Raw genomic sequence first — 16920 nt, 5'->3', positions numbered from 1 at the left:
TCCTTTGTCTTATGTCTTATGTCTTATGTACAGTCGGGGCGGGTTTAGTTACATCTGGGTGTAACCAAAAAGATAGTAGTGAAACCCGCCCCTACACAATTTTCCCTATCTCCCGATAACTGATAACTGATAACTGATAACTGATAACTGATAACTCCCTCATCTACTGAAGGCGATGCATAGACACATCTTCTTGCAAAATTCGATTAATTTCCTGGCTGTCTAGATAAGATTGGACTTGAAATTTGGTTTGAATATTAATCTGTTTACCAAACTCCCGTTTTACTTGGGTAATTGTTTTGTTAATTCCGGCTTCAGTTAAGGGTTCATAGTTTCCTTGACACCAATCGACAATCCGCTTACCATAGGCGACATTAAGCCGATTAATCGTATCATTGAGTTTTTGCTGAGGCTGATGAAACTGCTTTGATATTAGCTCAAACTCTTGAATCAGTCCCTCAATATACTGCATAAGGTTACCCACTACATGGCGATAATAGCCGCGAAAATTATCAGCCGCTTGTTCGGTGATCTGGCGCTGACTCTCGCGAATTTGAGGAACTAATAACTTAGACAACCGTTGAACGGCAAAATGGCGTTTTTGTTCGCGAGTTGTAAAAACGCCCAAAATGCTATTGAGCACAACTGCTCCCATCATCACTGTTTTGTTCACCGGGGGACTAAAATGAGTAACGACAGTTTGGGAGAGTCTCAGGAAACTACCGCCAATTTGTGCCGCATTATCGCTGTACAGATCAGAAATACTGGGGAAAAATCGGAGATTCTCCCCACCCATCTGAGCCATTAATTGTAAATCTGTTCCCAGTTCGGATAAGGCGATTTCTACATCCCGGTTAAAGTTTTGCACCGTTGTTTGATAGGCGTGTTGCAGGCGATCATCAATTTGCAGGGCTTGCAGTTTATAGTCCCAATTTTGTCTTAAGCTTTCCTGACTAAAATTCCAATTGGATTCAGCAAAATCGGGTAAACTGTTGAAAATATCTTGAAAAATGCTGGCAATTTGATACTGGAGAAATTCCAGATGATCCTTCCCCGCTCCTTTAATTTGTGTCTGTAAGGTTTCCCGTTGACGGGTGAGGGTAGTACTCAATTGTTGATAGCTTTGACTTTTCTGACTCATCCAGTGGTAGGGGCGTTCAATCGCACCCACAGTGGAACCTAGAAGCGTTTGCGATCGCCGAATTGCGCCATGCTTAACTAGGGATTCGCGGATGGAGTCTAAAAAGTCCTGGATGCGACTAGCTTTGAGCAGTTTTTCCCGATTGGCTTGGTGTTCGGGTTCGCTTGCCATTTGCGCCGCTAGCAGCATGACGGGGATAATATCAAAGTAGTCGTTGGCATAATGGTTTTGGGCATAGCGATGGATGCGATCAATATGTCCAGCAATCCCACTACTTCCCTCTGAGGTAAAGAGTTTATCGGGATTTTTTAAGAAGTAATCTAAGCGACGCGGATCACGCAGGTTATATTTAAGGTTGAGCAGAATAACTAAGGGTTTTGCTTTGGCTTTTAATTGCTGCAAGAATTGGAACTCAGTTTCTTGGATGCTGTCATTGGTAACAACATAACAAATCAGATCCGATTCCTCAATCACACTGGCGACAATTTCTTCTTCGCTTTTCCCTCCCGGTGCGCCAATTCCTGGGGTATCGATAATGCGAATATTTTTCCAATCATACACTCGATTAAAGCGAGTCGTGCGCTGTCCCCCACTACCAATCGCTTCCCAGCCTTCACCAATAATAATCGCATGGAGGGTACTTTTGCCGACTTTGGTTTTCCCCATACAGGCAAGACTAAAATGGTGCAGAGCGCGTTGTTTTGCCCACAGGGATTCGCGTACAGAGTTTAATTCTTGCCCAATCTCGGTGGCTAAGGTGTTTTTGGTTTGATTTAAGTGATTGATCAGTTCTTTCGTGGTTGGGTTCGTTGGCTGCTTTTTAATGGTTTTCTGGAGGTTTTCGAGGGTGAGTTGTAGGGTTTGATTTAAGCTGATTAACGTGGATTCAGTATCCGTGAGTGCGGTTTCAGCGAAGCGATAATCTTCCCCAGCGATCATACTATTGCGTTGTACCGCTTCTTCGTAATCGGGTCCAGCTAAGAGGATTTGTCGTTGCAATTGGACAATGCGGCGTCCCAGAGTTTCGGGGGCGAAGGTAGCGAGTTTGGCGATTAAGGTGCGGGATAAGATAGACTCTGCACCCATGAGTAAAATCGCGCTGAGTGAGAGTTTCTCGGTGTGAGAATCCCTGCCTTTTTGCCGATTGGCTTGCAGGGTTTGGGCTTGAGTTAGCATCTGTTCCACCTCTGTCGCATCCCAGCGCCAAATTTGCGCCACCTGTGCAATCATTTGCTGTTCGAGAGGGGAAAAGAATCCATCGACATAAGCCAGCGCCAGGAGTTGCTGCATGGCTTCCCGTTGTTGTTCCTCTGGGATTTGCTGGGCGATGTCCTCTACCGGGAGGAGGGTTTTCTCTTGGGTGAGAATTTTCTCCATTTCTTGGATTGTCTGTTTTCCCACCTGAGTTTGATCTGCCAATTCATGCAAGAGTTTCGACTCTTCCCGATGAATTTGGCGATCGGCGCAGACGAGATGGGTGAGTAGGAGAAAGGGGTAGTCGAGGGGTTCGCTAGCCATGGGAGTGGTGTTGGGTAGGGTTACCTGGGGGTAAATGCCGGAGGTTAGGGATACCATGATAAAGGAAAGCACAATAGGTTCTCCTATACAGTTCCCAGGGAAAGCGATCGCGAACCGGATGCTTTGACTGCAAACGCACCGAGGGGAGATGGCTAAACGTGAAAATGGTTATCTTACACCAAGCCAATTAATTTGATGGAATTACCAGTCTTTGTAGGGTGGGTTAGGCGGGAACTGAATGATGGTACGTAGCCGTTAAATGAACTATCCGCCGTAACCCACCAAATTGTAGTGGAGGACAACCCGACTAACTTGAATAGATTGGTGTTAATGATGGGACGTAACCGTTACATTAACTATCCACCGTAACCCACAAAATTGAGTAAAGGGCGACCCGACTAACTTGAGTAAAGGGCGACCCGACTAACTTGAATAGATTGGTGTTTTTGATTAATGCAGGCGGGTCGCCCCTACACGGCTAATGTTGACTGATTTTTGTCGGGGCGCTAAACACGATCACATCCTATGTCAATAAATGTAATCGTTTTGATTGATGAAAATTGTCTAAGTCGGTTTTATTGACATGGCAAAAGGCAGGTAGGGGCGCAAGGCTTGCGCCCCCAAAATTTAGGGCTTTAGCCCTTACTACAAACCCGTTAAAACCGAGATTGTCTTTCCTCTTTCCCTGGCACCAGATAACCCTCCGTCCACTCGGGACGCGGGGGAACATTTCCCTCCTTAATATCATTCTGCCATTCACTATCCGATTTGCGAACAACTCCCGGCATTTCAAATTCATAATAGCTTAACACGGGTCCAGCATACACCATTTTGTCTTCACCATTATCCACCGCAATCATCAGCAAATCTACATTCCCTACTCCTTGGTGCAGTACCGCCCCCGGATCACCAAAAACGGGATCGGGAACATCCGTATGTACATCGGCAACAATGGCATCCCAACTATTAGAATCCTTGGGTTCTTCGTAGAACAAAGACGGATACCAACCACTGTAATAAGGACCTCCTGAACCGCCATCGATTTCCACAATATTTCTGAGGAATTGAGTCTCAGCTTGGCTAAGTTCCTGCTGTGCCAATTCCTTGGTGGCAATGCCTTTCAGGATGGCTAATTTTTCCGCAAAGTTCTCTAAAAATTCGACTTGTTGTTCCTGAATCTGGCGAGATGAACCGGGAAAACTGGTTTGTTTAATCTGTTTGGCGGCTAACTGTACCATCCTCTCAAACCGTTCCCAAAATTCTGGTCTGGGTTCAACAAATCCGGCGGGGTAAAAGCAACGAGTTCCACCGGTGTAGGATTGTTTGGCATATAAAATCGTGTCGTGGCGTAACTGCGTCCAAGAGGCTAATTGGGTATTTAGGGTTTTCATTGCCCAGGCTTTTGTCCGCATTGCTTCGGGGTATTTCGCTTCGGTGGTTGGTGTTGAAAGTTCCCGTAATGTGGCTAACCAATTTAGGTAGATGTTTTGTTCCCAGATGGCAGGATTTTGCTGATCCACAACGGTTTTGACAGCAGCTAAGTGATGTTGATAATTGAGTCCATCTCTAAATTGACGCCCTCCTCTATTCGTCATCCGATCCACTAATTCGGGGACAATCTGATTATTACCTAACGCGGCAAACGCCACATCTAAACTACTGGGAATACGACGTGGTACTTTCTTTCCATCCCAGAGAATGTCATCATAAAGCCCACGGGGTTTAAACTGGGAAAAATCAACGCTGCGATCGCGTCCAAATAAGTTAAACTCTTGAAGCTGTCCAGATTCAATGGCATCAAGGGTTTCAGCGACGCGACTATTCTGGTTAAAATAGGCTCTAACTCGATTCCCGGAAAGTAGCGATCGCGCCACGGCGATAAAATAATCGGCATCAAGGATACTCTCCTCTAATACACCCGTACCATATTCCTGCCGTAATTGAGGCAGCCTCTGCGCCATACCCGCTAAGATTTCATCCAGCGATCGCGCCAAATACTCGGCTTCTAATTCCTCCAACATAGCATCATAAGACCGATGCCATGCATGAAGTAACGCATCACTAGAGACAAACACAGGCAAATCCCGACTATAAATGTTATAAAATATAGCGGCAAAGCTAGGAGCGCTCATCCGTTCACTGACGACAAAGCCATTACGTTGAAAAATCGCTAATTCTTCCGCATTCAGGCGAAAGTCATCACGAGGTTGAATGGGAATTATCTGATCCCGATACCGCCGAGAAATATCCTCTGGTGATAAATTAAATTCATCCCAAAACTTCGCCGTCGTCACATCCCAACTAATTTGAGGCAAATACTCAGAGAGAGACGTTCTGGGAGAACGTCTCTACGACAATTGCCATAACGTCAACGTCTCTAATTCACAAAGACTTGACCATCTTCTTGAATTCTCAGAACACCTTGGTTACTGTCTAAGGTTGTTTTTTCTTCAAAAGTAACCTCCAATTGCCCAGTTTCATCAGCAGACATGGGCATCATCTGAATTAAGCCATCATCCTGACGAACGGCGGTTATCGTAATCGGCGTGGGCAAGTTTTGCAGGAGAATTTCTTCTCCACCTGACAAATATCGACGATCAGTATGTCCGACAGCTTGATAAGAAACAACAGCGTTGGTGTTATTTTTCAGTCGCACATCAACAGTACCATTTGTGGGTTGAATTCGGGCAACTGCATCACTGCGTACTTCAGGTAGAGGGGGTTGAGACACACTTGTAGGCGTTGTAGGCGTCATTTGTCTATTAAGCATTTGACCGCCTCTACCCCTCTGTGCTGCTGCATTCTGCGGACATCCGGGTGGAACCATGCGTGTACTATTGTAAGGTTCTTCGTAGTAGATTCCCGGACAAGGATTAACTTGAGCTAACGTGGAAATCGGTACGGCTGATGCTTCTAGAATCGTTGCTGGCAGACTAATCAGGATGCCGCCAACTATCGCTCCTAATAGTCCGGTATTTTTTAGCTTACTCTGATGTTCTTTTTTCATGAAAACCTCTTTTAAAATTATCTATGGACGATAGTTTTGCCACCCAAACTAAATTTAATTACTTAGTTGAATTATCAGGCAAGACTATTTTACGATCCGTAATAGATCCGTAACAGCTTAAGGTATACGAATACTGTTCGCGCCAGAACCGAGTTGCCTCTGATTTTCGTTGTCCACCTAACAATTTAACCGCTTCTATTGACCGTTTCATCTGCCTAGGGAAGGGCATAACCTTCTATCGAAAGTAGGAGTTTTTATAAGCCTAGCTCCTACACCCTGCGCGAAGCGCACGTCATTCGGCAAAAATATCTAACTGCTGTACCGATGTGTCTGGCGTAATCGTTTCAGTATCTTTGGCTTTCTTGCCAATACCTTTCCGCAATCCCATAGCAATTTTACTGTGCTTTTCAATTTGCCCCATCACCTGCTTTGCCCGTTGAATCACCGCCGGGGGCAAACCCGCCAGACGCCCCGCTTCAATCCCATAAGACTTATCTGCCCCACCAGGTTGAACTTGGTGTAAAAAGATAATTTCATCGGGCAATTCTTTTACCGTTACCTGATAATTGGCAACATTCTCTAAAATAGATGCTAGTTCGTTCAATTCATGGTAATGGGTAGCGAAAATAGTGCGTGCCTGAATTTGCAAGGATAGATATTCTGCCACAGCCCAAGCAATGGATAACCCATCAAATGTGGCTGTTCCTCTGCCAATTTCATCTAATAGAACCAGAGACTTATTGGTGGCATGATTGAGAATATTCGCCGTTTCATTCATCTCCACCATAAACGTGGATTGACCCGTGGCTAAATCATCAACCGCCCCCACACGAGTAAAAATGCGATCGCAGATTCCCAATGTCGCCGATGTCGCCGGGACAAAACTCCCCGTCTGCGCCATAATTTGAATTAATCCCACTTGGCGTAAATAGCAACTTTTGCCACTGGCATTGGGTCCTGTGAGGATAATTAAATCGGGATGTTGATGATTTCCTGTCTCCGTCTTTTCTTCAGCAGATGACGTAGACTCTTCCCATCCCAAATAGGCTGAATTAGGCACAAAAAACCCCGTTGGGAGAGACTTTTCTACCACAGGATGGCGTCCATCGATAATCCTAATCTCTCGCCCCTCTACCATTGTGGGACGGCAATATCCCTGACGTACAGCCACCTCAGCTAAACCAGACAGGACATCAATCGCCGCTACTGCACGAGATAGGTTGCGAATTAACTGGGCATAGTTTCCCACTTGGGTGCGTAATCCGACAAAAATCTCGTATTCCAAGCGGTTTAAATCATCCCGTGCGGTGAGAATCCGAGTTTCTCGTTCTTTTAAGTCGGGGGTAATGTAGCGTTCTTCGTTGGTGAGGGTTTGCTTGCGGATATACTCCTGGGGAACTTGGTCGGCTTTAGAGCGAGAGATACTGATGTAATAGCCGAAGGTTTTGTTATATCCTACTTTTAGATTAGCAATGCCCGTGCGATCGCGTTCGGTGACTTCTAGGTTAGCAATCCACTGCTGATCCTCCTCCGCCATGCGACGCATCTCATCCAGTTGGTCATTCACCCCGGAACGAATCAAATTGCCTTCCTTTATCTGTAACGGCGGCGATTCCACCAGATGGGCGCAAATCGTTTGTCCCAACTGTTCTAATTCTGGGGGAACTTTTTGTAATGCCCTTACATAAGGGGAACCCCCATAAGCCGCGAGTTCTGCCAAGTCCGGTAATTTTAAGAGGGAATCCGCTAACGCCACCAAGTCCCGTGCATTTGCTGTTCCTGAACTTGCTCGTCCCGTTAACCGGTCTAAATCATAAATTCCCCGTAATAACTGGCGTAAATCTCCCCGCAGTCCGGTATTTTCCACCAACTCCTGAATCGTATCCTGTCGCGCCCGAATTCCTTTAATATCTAATAACGGTTGCAATAACCAACGCCGTAATGCCCGTCCTCCCATGGAGGTACTGGTTTGATCTAATGCCCAGAGAAGGGAACCATGAAACGTATTATCCCGCACCGTTGCTGTAATTTCTAAATTGCGGCGGCTTTGGTGATCTAATATTAGATAATCCGCTAAGGTATAGGTGCGTAAATGTTGCAGGGCGACATAATTTTCTTTTTGAGTTTCTTCTAAATATTCCAGCAATCCTCCCGCCGCCCGCACTCCCAGAGGCAGATGTTCACAACCCATCCCTTCTAGCGATCGCACTTTAAATCGTTCCAAGAGTCGTTGTCTTGCTTCTGAGGGACTGAAGGGGGTTTGGGAACGCAGGGTGTAGCAAAAGGAGTTCGGTAACCAATCGGGTAAAGACTCCGATTTTTCCCCTGGGCGCAGCATACTGCCCAAATCCGGGGCGTTGGTGGGAATTAGGACTTCTGAAGGGTGCAAGCGCAATAGTTCCTGTACCAGTAGCTCTAAATCTGTGGCTTGGGTAGTGAAAAATTCCCCCGTCGAAATATCAGCATACGCTAATCCCCAATGATTCCCCGCCATCACCACCGCCGCCAGGAAGTTATTGCGTTTAGCAGTTAGCATCCCCGCTTCGGTTAATGTACCAGGGGTGAGAATACGAGTTACTTCTCGTTTAACCTGACGCCCTTCTTTGGCGGCGACTGACGCATCTTCTACCTGATCACAAATAACAATGGCATAACCTTTTTCCACTAACTGAGTGGCGTGGCGTTCAATGGAGTGATGGGGTACACCAGTCATGGGAACTCGTCCCACACCCTTCCCCGCCTCCTTACTGGTGAGGACTAATTCCAATTCTTCGGCTATCCGTCGCGCATCTTGGAAGAAGGTTTCATAGAAGTCGCCAACTCGATACAGCAGTACCGCATTCGGATACTGGTCTTTGAGTTCAGCAAAATGCTGCATCATCGGCGTTAGCTGTTGGCGGTCTACCGTCCGATGATCCGCATTCTCAGACGCCACTAGCTTCGCCTTATCGGTAGCGCGAATGGGAGTAGCACCGTTGGATTCGGGAGTAGATGCGTTGGGATGTCCGCTCATGAACAGTCTTTGATATGCCGACAACAATCATGACTTTACCGCAATCTGGGTAAAATTGGTCTTAAAAATTTGTGAGGATTGGGTATTCAGCAGCACAAAGACCGGAAAATTGACTGAATAGACGCAAACCCAACTTAACAACACAGCTTATTTATTCCTCTAGAGTCTGAGGTTGGCAAATGGGAATTTCAATCCAAAATTCAGTGCCTTCTCCTGGCTGAGAACTGTATTTAAAAATTCCTCCATGTTTTTCCACGATAATTTGATAACTAATCGAAAGACCCAAACCTGTCCCTTTGCCAATCGGCTTGGTCGTAAAAAAGGGATCGAAAATTTGCGATTGGAGTTCTGGGCTAATTCCCGCACCACTGTCGGCAATTTGAATCACGACATGATTTGGAGATGAGCAGTGATCGTCCTCTAATTTTACCGTGCTATTGTTCAGGTTATCATTTTTTTCAACATTCGGAGACTGAACACTTGTGGAAATTGTAATCGTTTGTTTATCTGGCTCGCATTCTTCTAAAGCATCGATCGCGTTGCTCAAAACATTCATAAAAACCTGGTTCAGTTGGCTCGGATAACATTCAACCAAGGGCAACTTCCCATAATTTTTGATCACCTGAATTTCCGGATAATTATGTTTTCCTTTCAGGCGATATTGCAAAATCAGTAGCGTACTATCTACCCCTTCATGAATATCCACTAACTTTTTCTCAGCTTGGTCAAGGCGAGAAAAATTTCGCAACGACAAAACGAGCTTGCGAATCCGCTCAGAACCCAATTTCATGGATTCTAACAGCTTGGGTAAATCTTCTTCCAGAAACTCCAAGTCAATCAGATCTAGCAACTCAATAATCTCTCGCTCCGGATGAGGATGGTATTTCTGATATGAATGAATAATAGTCAGTAAATCCTGAGCATACTGACTGGTATAAACCAGGTTACCATAAATAAAATTCACCGGATTATTAATTTCGTGAGCCACCCCTGCAATCAACTGTCCAAGACTCGACATTTTTTCCGTCTGAATCAGTTGTGCTTGAGTTTGCTTGAGATGGTGGAAAGCACTTGCCAATTGTTGCGCTTGCGCTTGAGTATGGGTAAATAATTCCGCTTGCTGAATCGCCACAGCCGCTTGATCGGCTAGCTTTCTCAGGAGTTTAATCTCTGAAGGGAGCCAGTCTCGCCTAGCTTTACATTCCTGAGCAATCAGAAGTCCCCAGAGGGGTTGTTCCCATCGTGGACATGGGAAACTATCCGGCATAATAGGTATCTCATTAGCTTGAGGATTCCCGACACCAATGGGAACAATTAAAGCGGCTTGCACTTGACAACGCTGTAAAAACTCTCGCTGATCCGGAGTTAATCGGGCTTGAGTGACATCCTGAATTACTCCTAATTTGCCGAGCTGGTAAAATTGAATCTGGGCTTTCGAGAAATACTGCTGCGGATCGTCAATGTTTAAAAGTGATAACCACTCCCCTGTAATCGATTCCACAATCACTTGACCATGGGAATCATCGGTGAACCGATAAATCATCACTCGGTCAGTATCCAACAGTTGGCGAACTTCCCGTACAATCGTTTGCAGAGTCGTTTTCAGATCCAGAGTACCGCGAATTTGGTTGGTAACCCGTTGCAGCGCCCGCCCTTGCTCTAGAGATTGCTGTAGCTTGGCGGTGCGTTCAGCCACTTGGCATTCTAAGTTACTATTCAGGGCTTGTACCTGAGCATAAAGTTTATATTGCTCGATCGCCATAGCAAAATGATGACCGAGTGCGAGCGCTAGTTCAATGTCGTAATTCGTCCAAGGTTGAGCTTGATGCCGTTTCACCTCTCGCCACTGTTCAAAGGATTGACGGGGACAGTGTTGTTTTTCATTCGGGTTAAATTTTCCAGCCCAGAGGATTTCTTGAGCGACTTGGCTGCGAAAAATACTCAAGCTACCCAGGAATGAGGAGCGATAATACAAAGGTACCACTAACCAACCTCGAATTGAAGTCCCCTGAAAGGCTGGAGCAAGACTCGCCAAGTCGGAGACTTGATACAAATCGTTGACAATTAGAGGCTGACAACCAACATGAGCCGAATTAGATTCGGATAAACCATTGTGGGTGTCAACGGTTTTATCCCCTGTTACCCATTGAACAAACACAGGATGCTCTTCAAGCGTCGTCTGGCTGTCTCCATCTCCAAATGCAGGTTGAGTTCCACAAATGAGGCACTCTGCCCTAGGATTGACTCTGTCTGGGGCAATATATAGCCTACCTCCCGAACTCCCAAGAGCGTTAACTGTTTCTTTTAATGCGGCTTGTAGTTGAATCGTGGGTAACGAATGTAGCAGGGTAGAGACACGATTAATTGTCGCTTCGATTCGATGCTGCTGACGTGTCTGGGATAAAAGATTAGACTGGGCAATGGCAATGGACACTTGATCCACCACTGATTGGACAATTTGCAATTCCCGTTGGCTAATGCTGCGTGGTTTGACATGATGAGAGACTAAAAGCCCCCAGAGTCGTTTCTGTGCCTGCTGAGCCTGGATATCATAGTGGACAATGGGTAAGACCATTGAAGACTGGATGCCCATTGCTTGCAAGTACTTTACATGACAAGCGTCTACAGGACGATAGTGGATCGGCTGAGGGGTTGAGTGATCATCGGTTTCTGTAGGTTCTAACGGTGATAAACCAATCAGTCCGGCTGAAAGATCCACAATGGAACGCAAGCGCTGTGTGAGGTACAATTTACGGGCTTGTTCTGGAATGTCATCAGCGGGGAAGTTTAATCCGTTGAGACAAGGAAGGCGATTGGTGTCTACCGATTCAGCAATCACCTGTCCACCACCCGACTCATTAAAGCGGTAAACCATGACGCGATCGGTTCTTAATAATGATCGCACTTCTGCCACCGTGGCATTTAAAATCTCTTGTAATTCCAAGGATTGGCGAATCCGATTCGTGATCCGGCGCAACAAGTCTTCTTGATCGAGTTCTGGTTGTAACACTGTCCTACTCCTATGAAACACTCTCTGATTCCGGTTTAGAGGGCGATCCAAGTTACGAATCAGATATTTGGCTCGATGCACCGACTTCACAAATCTATGTGAATATACTTAACAGTGTAAGGATTTCAAGTATGCCTGTGTCTAACTCAGATTTAGCGATCTAGGAGTTTATAGTTGGTTTGTGCCAAGCGCTGTCGGATTTGTTGACGGACATTCATCAGCGTTTTCCCCAGATGATTCTGACCCGTTTGCTCCTGACCGCAACCCCAGTAGTAATCCGTGGGAGAATCTTCAACAATCACTTCTTCTCCGGTGTTCAGCAGGATTTGTTGAATATCAGGATGGGTGAGGAATTTGGTCAAAACCCCTTGCCACATGATCTGGCGTTTCACCTGTTCCCAGTCAAGACGCCGTTGGCGGGTGCGATCGCGTCCTAGGATGGCAGCTTCCATTGGCGTTGCCGCATTTTTGATCGTCCAGATTAAGGCTTCGTCTGTCGTTCCGACGAACTTGTGCGCCTGATAGTAATGCTCAACGGTTTGCCAACACCAGCCATCGATCTCAATTGGGTGTGGCGAGAAGTTGGAAAAGCAACCATAGGGTTCATCAACCTTATAAAAATAAATTGTCATGGCAAAACTATCAAACTATTTCGCTGTGTAAAAAGCCTCGTCAACAGACGAGTCATGTCCTAGGGTGCGGCGTCGGAAACGAGGTTCCGTCAAGCCCTCCCCAGATTTAAGGGTTAGTTAATCTAGTCCTTTTTATTGGTCAACCGACGGCTGATTGATACCTAAATCTTATAGTAGCGATCGCGAGGCGTTTACGATGAGGGAGATAGAGGAAGACTCTGAGAAGATGGACAGAACAAAAAAAAAGAGTCACTTGCGCGACTCTCTTGATTATCAGGGTGCATCTACATATCAAACTATAGCACTTTAGGGATGAGGGGTGTCACCCCCTATTTTATTTAAATAAGCAAAGAGAGATTGCTGGGAACTAATGAAGAAAAGGTTTTCAGGGAAAAATGGATAAAAAACCAGCTCACATTTTGTTACAAAAATTAACTAATATAGAAAAAACAGTCACCCTGAATCGGGAAACATGCAAACAGCTACCCCACCATCAACCCGTAAAGCTTGGGCAAACGCGATCGCTCAACCTGCCACTGAATTTCCCTTAACTCCCTTACCGATTCTCTCTGGCAGAATCCCCCAAGGGTTACAAGGCTCTCTGTATCGCAATGGGCCCGCCCGCTTAGAACGGGGAGGTCAAAGGATGGGACATTGGTTTGATGGGGATGGCGCTATTTTAGCGGTTCATTTCACGGAGGCTACAGCCACTGGGGTCTATCGCTACGTGCAAACGACAGCCTATCAAGCAGAAGCAGAATCGGGGAAATTACTGTACCCCAACTATGGAACCAAAGCATCGGGGCGGATTTGGGAACGTTGGGGTAAACCCGTAAAAAACAGAGCAAATACTTCTGTATTACCCTTATCCGATAAATTGTTAGCCCTCTGGGAAGGCGGTAATCCCTATGCACTCGACCTGCAAACCTTAGAAACCTGGGGATGCGATCGCTTAGAGAGTTTACCCGAGGGTTCACCCTTTTCAGCCCATCCCAAGCGTGATCCAAAAACGGGTGAGATTTTTAACTTTGGCATCAGCATCGGACTCAATTGTCGCTTAAATCTCTACAAAAGCGACTCAAGCGGCAAAATAGTTCAAAAAGCAACGGTTCCACTCCCAGGAATACCCCTGATTCATGATTTTGTCCTAGCCGGATCTTATCTGGTATTTTTCGTGCCACCTGTGCGGGTTAATCCCCTACCCGCCGCATTGGGGTTGAGTAGCTTTAGCGAGGCGATGGAGTGGCGTCCCCAATTGGGAACTCAAATTTTAGTTGTTGACCGAGAAACGCTCTCATTAGTCGCACGTAGCGAAGCTGATCCGTGGTATCAGTGGCATTTTGTCAATGGCTATGTGAATCAGCAGGGTTCTATCGTGGTCGAGTTTATTCGGTATGAGAATTTTGACACAAACCAACGTCTCAAAGAAATCGCCACAGGTGAGATTCAGACGGTTACTAACGAGACATTATGGCAAGTTGAGATCAATCCCCAAACCGGGACAATTATCGCCCAACGGGAACTGTTGGATCGATACGTCGAGTTTCCAATTGTCCCAGATGCTCAAGTGGGTCAAGCCTCCCGCTCTATTTATCTGGCGCTGCATCGCCAAGACGTAGATAGACGTTGCGAAATTTATGGTGCGATCGCACGGTTTGATTGTCACACACAAACCCTCATCGAAGCCGATCTCGGCAAGAATCGCTATCCCTCAGAACCAATCCATGCACCTGACGCGCTTAATCCAGAACAGGGATGGGTGTTAACCGTAGTTTATAATGGGGATTCTGACCAAAGTGAAGTTTGGATCTATGACAGCGAGGCTCTTGATCAAGAACCTACCTGTCGGCTGCAATTACCGCAGGTCATTCCTTTAAGTTTTCATGGCAAATGGAAATCTGTTCGTTAAGACGTCCGTGAAATTAAAGTGGAGTGATTAAATTCCTCATTTGTCCTTTGTCTTATGCCCTTAAAAATAAATAACCCGACTGCAAAAACCGGGTTGCCACTAAGTATGTGATAATTGGCATTCAATCTAGTAATCTGAATTTGGTCTAAAAGCTGTTTACTATCGAGGTTGACAGTCAGGAGGGTCAATCCGATTACAACCAGGGGGTGGACTTTCATCTGTTGAACCTAGCGCAAACCTCTGCTGATCTACCAGAAAAGAGGGTTCAAGTTTTCCAGGTTCAGTGATTGACAGACTAGCGAACAAAATCCAGCTATAAATGTGCATTGTAGATATCTTTGTCATCGCTTGTACATCAAGACTTACGCTGTGACTCCTTTGAGGAGATTTAAAGGTTAATCTCTACAAGAAGGATTTTAAGTTCGTAAGTCATGTAATACTTGCTTCAGACAGTTCAACACCAAATCCGCATAAAATTGAAAGGGATAATAAATTCTATGAAGTTTGCGGCAAATGGGGTTGCTCAGAAACAGCACGGAGGTAGAGGATATAATTCAAATATTTTTGATGTAAATGTGATTTTAAATAGGTTAATTTATCTCTATGGAATTAAACTGTTAAACCTATTGACAATAATAATAAAAGCACTAAGTAAAAGTTATGAATTTACCCAAAACAGGATGCACTCCTCATCATTTAGGGTAGGCAAGAGAAATAAAGCTGTAAACGTTTATACTATTGTTGATTAATCTTGTGCGGCTTAGGGTTACTTGTAGCGATATCACAAGCCCCACAAGATGATCGGCTAAAACTCGTCGATTAACATCCAATGGATTATAAAACAGCTCGTAGCTTTATTATTAATCAGACAACAGCATCTGACCCAAATACAGATGCCTTTTTGGTTCGTCTAAAGTACCGAAAACCACCCGTTCCAGGTCAGGTTACCAATATTTTATTAGCGCTGAAAATGATATTTGAGGGTTTGCGAGATGCATCGACTCTAGATCGAGAACTCGTTTACTCCCTATATTTGTTGGCTTATGAGAGCCGAGAACAGTTTGAAGCAGGGCGTCAGGCTAGGGTGAATTGGCCCCCCCTGCTCAATGAAGATCTCAAGCGTATTGCTCGTGCTGTTGAGAGTATTTTTTCAGGTGTTTGGCAAATAACATAAGACTAGCGATTTCGCAACTCAACTTCAAGTTTATCTAAATCTTCTGGCAAAAAAACCGTTATCCGCCCATTAATTGGCTTGCCATTCTCAGTTTGAGTCACTTCTAACCAATAGGCAAAGCGATCACCTAATAAAAGCTCGCCTTGTCGTGCTACCAGCATCGGTCGATTCTGTCGCCGAGCTAAATCGATGGTTTCTGGTGTGGGATAGGCGTATACCAGTTTAGCTCTCTGGTAATCTTGATAGATCGCTGGACCATAAATCACTCGCATTGACTCCGTGAGTCGTTCTGGAGTCACCCCATTAATCATGTCATAGAAGGAAATTTGCTCACTTTGAATGATACGGCGATTCGTGGGAAAGGTGATTTGACCTGGAGGAAGCACCGAGGCTTCAAATTTAAATCGTTGAGCGGCGGTATTATGCTTGGTTACGACTAATCCATCTCCAATACCTGGTTCTAAAGTAGGATGAGCCGCAATCCAAGCCGCAACTGTTTCCACCGTTTGACCGGGTAACGCCTGAGCGGGATTGGCTATCAATCCCAAGATCATGCCAAGGAATAGAAATGACCCCAGTTTACTTTTTTTCATCGCCAGCCTCCTTCAAGTTTTCTTTTCCCTTATAAACAATTATGGCAGTTAGCTGAACATCTCACCGTTCGCTCATTTGGGTAACTCAGTAAGTAGTCGGACTTTTATTAAAGCTAACGGTGGAGATTAGGCAACAGGCAACAGTACAGAATGTCCTAACCTGCCTTGGTAAGGCTATAAGCTGTCATGCATTTAAATTGGCAATGGGTAGCGAGCAAGATGCTCGCACTACGGCAAGGATTTCGCCATTATACAGAGTTTGCGGTTCAGTGAACGAACCAGAATGATATGTGGTAGTGAGGTTGAGAAGCCTTTATTGAAGGTTAACTTGCGGAAAAATTTTCACCAGTGGGCTTTGTATAATTGAATTCCAGGGAGTTTTAAAAGACAGCTAGTATTTGCCTTCTTCTCCTCTCCCTTATTGTTTATCCGAGTCTGACTCGCTGAAAAGAAAACTTGCTTTCTTGCTCTCGTTACTCCCACATAAAACACACTAAGTTCTTCTAGAAAGTTTGTTTCATTTTCAGAACTTATTCTAATATTACAATCACTCCTGTATTGACACTCACCACACAATCCATACCAGTTTGGATTAGAATATTGTTCCATATCTGGCATGATTACATAATCCCATTCAAGTCCCTTAGCTCCATGAATAGTAGATACAATTACGTTTTTATCGATGTATTCCATATTTTGTTTGAGAGCATTATTTTCAAAAGTATCTTTTATAAAAACTATTTTGTCCTCCAATCCTAGAAAATTATATTCAGTTATTATACGTTTAATAAATATTTCTAGTAAATTCAATAAAGAGCTAATAATTATTTTTCTTCTGCTTTCATCGTAAGGATTCAGGTCTGTGTTTAGCTTATTAATCAGCCTGGGGGCGCTCGCCGTGACCAAATAACTTTGAAAGGGAC

The 16920-nt window shown here is 45.1% G+C and carries 11 protein-coding genes; 3 read left to right on the top strand and 8 right to left on the bottom strand.

The annotated features are described in order from the left end of the window. Positions 1-163 precede the first annotated feature (163 nt). The 6 genes from ACLGGO_RS07605 to ACLGGO_RS07580 form a co-directional block, all read right to left on the bottom strand. Complete coding sequence (locus ACLGGO_RS07605) at positions 164-2731, bottom strand: GTPase (RefSeq protein ID WP_446418843.1); 2568 nt, start codon at positions 2729-2731, stop codon at positions 164-166. 584 nt (positions 2732-3315) lie between these two features. Further along, positions 3316-4974: a DUF3160 domain-containing protein gene (locus tag ACLGGO_RS07600; protein ID WP_446418842.1), complete on the bottom strand. Its 1659-nt coding sequence runs from the start codon at positions 4972-4974 to the stop codon at positions 3316-3318. A gap of 62 nt (positions 4975-5036) precedes the next feature. Continuing rightward, on the bottom strand, positions 5037-5666 hold the full coding sequence (locus tag ACLGGO_RS07595) for a hypothetical protein (RefSeq protein ID WP_446338147.1): 630 nt from the start codon (positions 5664-5666) through the stop codon (positions 5037-5039). Between the two features lie 292 nt (positions 5667-5958). Continuing rightward, positions 5959-8679 (bottom strand): DNA mismatch repair protein MutS, encoded by a 2721-nt coding sequence (mutS, locus tag ACLGGO_RS07590; protein WP_446418841.1) that lies wholly within the window; start codon positions 8677-8679, stop codon positions 5959-5961. Between the two features lie 151 nt (positions 8680-8830). Continuing rightward, complete coding sequence (locus ACLGGO_RS07585; protein ID WP_446418840.1) at positions 8831-11689, bottom strand: GAF domain-containing protein; 2859 nt, start codon at positions 11687-11689, stop codon at positions 8831-8833. Positions 11690-11841: 152 nt separating this feature from the next. Continuing rightward, entirely contained in the window at positions 11842-12321 is a 480-nt protein-coding gene (locus tag ACLGGO_RS07580) for an NADAR family protein (protein ID WP_446338150.1), read from the bottom strand. Positions 12322-12793: 472 nt separating this feature from the next. Here ACLGGO_RS07580 and ACLGGO_RS07575 point away from each other — a divergent pair, with 472 nt between their 5' ends. From ACLGGO_RS07575 to ACLGGO_RS07565, 3 genes are all read left to right on the top strand, one after another. Continuing rightward, complete coding sequence (locus tag ACLGGO_RS07575) at positions 12794-14230, top strand: carotenoid oxygenase family protein (RefSeq protein ID WP_446418839.1); 1437 nt, start codon at positions 12794-12796, stop codon at positions 14228-14230. A 497-nt stretch (positions 14231-14727) separates the two neighbouring features. Beyond that, a complete protein-coding gene (locus ACLGGO_RS07570; RefSeq protein WP_446338152.1) occupies positions 14728-14979 on the top strand; it encodes a hypothetical protein in 252 nt (83 codons plus the stop codon). Between the two features lie 80 nt (positions 14980-15059). Beyond that, the gene (locus ACLGGO_RS07565; protein ID WP_446338153.1) at positions 15060-15404 is read left to right on the top strand and encodes a Dethiobiotin synthetase; all 345 of its coding nucleotides are present in this window, start codon (positions 15060-15062) and stop codon (positions 15402-15404) included. A 2-nt stretch (positions 15405-15406) separates the two neighbouring features. On the opposite strand, the gene ACLGGO_RS07560 is transcribed toward ACLGGO_RS07565, so the two are convergent. Continuing rightward, positions 15407-15997, bottom strand: coding sequence for a hypothetical protein (locus ACLGGO_RS07560; RefSeq protein ID WP_446418838.1), 591 nt, complete (start codon positions 15995-15997; stop codon positions 15407-15409). 342 nt (positions 15998-16339) lie between these two features. Then, the coding region (locus tag ACLGGO_RS07555; protein WP_446418837.1) for a 3'-5' exonuclease at positions 16340-16920 on the bottom strand (581 nt) is incomplete at its 5' end.

The sequence above is a fragment of the Coleofasciculus sp. genome, assembly GCF_046565525.1.
In the GTDB taxonomy this organism is placed as follows: domain Bacteria; phylum Cyanobacteriota; class Cyanobacteriia; order Cyanobacteriales; family Coleofasciculaceae; genus Coleofasciculus.
Note: the sequence above shows the minus strand (reverse complement) of the source record. Positions and strands in the feature narration are given on the sequence as shown.

Coding starts and splice junctions, on each gene's coding strand:
- ACLGGO_RS07595 (WP_446338147.1), bottom strand. CDS start 5,666: ATGAAAAAAGAACATCAGAGTAAGCTAAAAAATACCGGACTATTAGGA.
- mutS (WP_446418841.1), bottom strand. CDS start 8,679: ATGAGCGGACATCCCAACGCATCTACTCCCGAATCCAACGGTGCTACT.
- ACLGGO_RS07580 (WP_446338150.1), bottom strand. CDS start 12,321: ATGACAATTTATTTTTATAAGGTTGATGAACCCTATGGTTGCTTTTCC.
- ACLGGO_RS07575 (WP_446418839.1), top strand. CDS start 12,794: ATGCAAACAGCTACCCCACCATCAACCCGTAAAGCTTGGGCAAACGCG.
- ACLGGO_RS07570 (WP_446338152.1), top strand. CDS start 14,728: ATGAAGTTTGCGGCAAATGGGGTTGCTCAGAAACAGCACGGAGGTAGA.
- ACLGGO_RS07565 (WP_446338153.1), top strand. CDS start 15,060: ATGGATTATAAAACAGCTCGTAGCTTTATTATTAATCAGACAACAGCA.
- ACLGGO_RS07560 (WP_446418838.1), bottom strand. CDS start 15,997: ATGAAAAAAAGTAAACTGGGGTCATTTCTATTCCTTGGCATGATCTTG.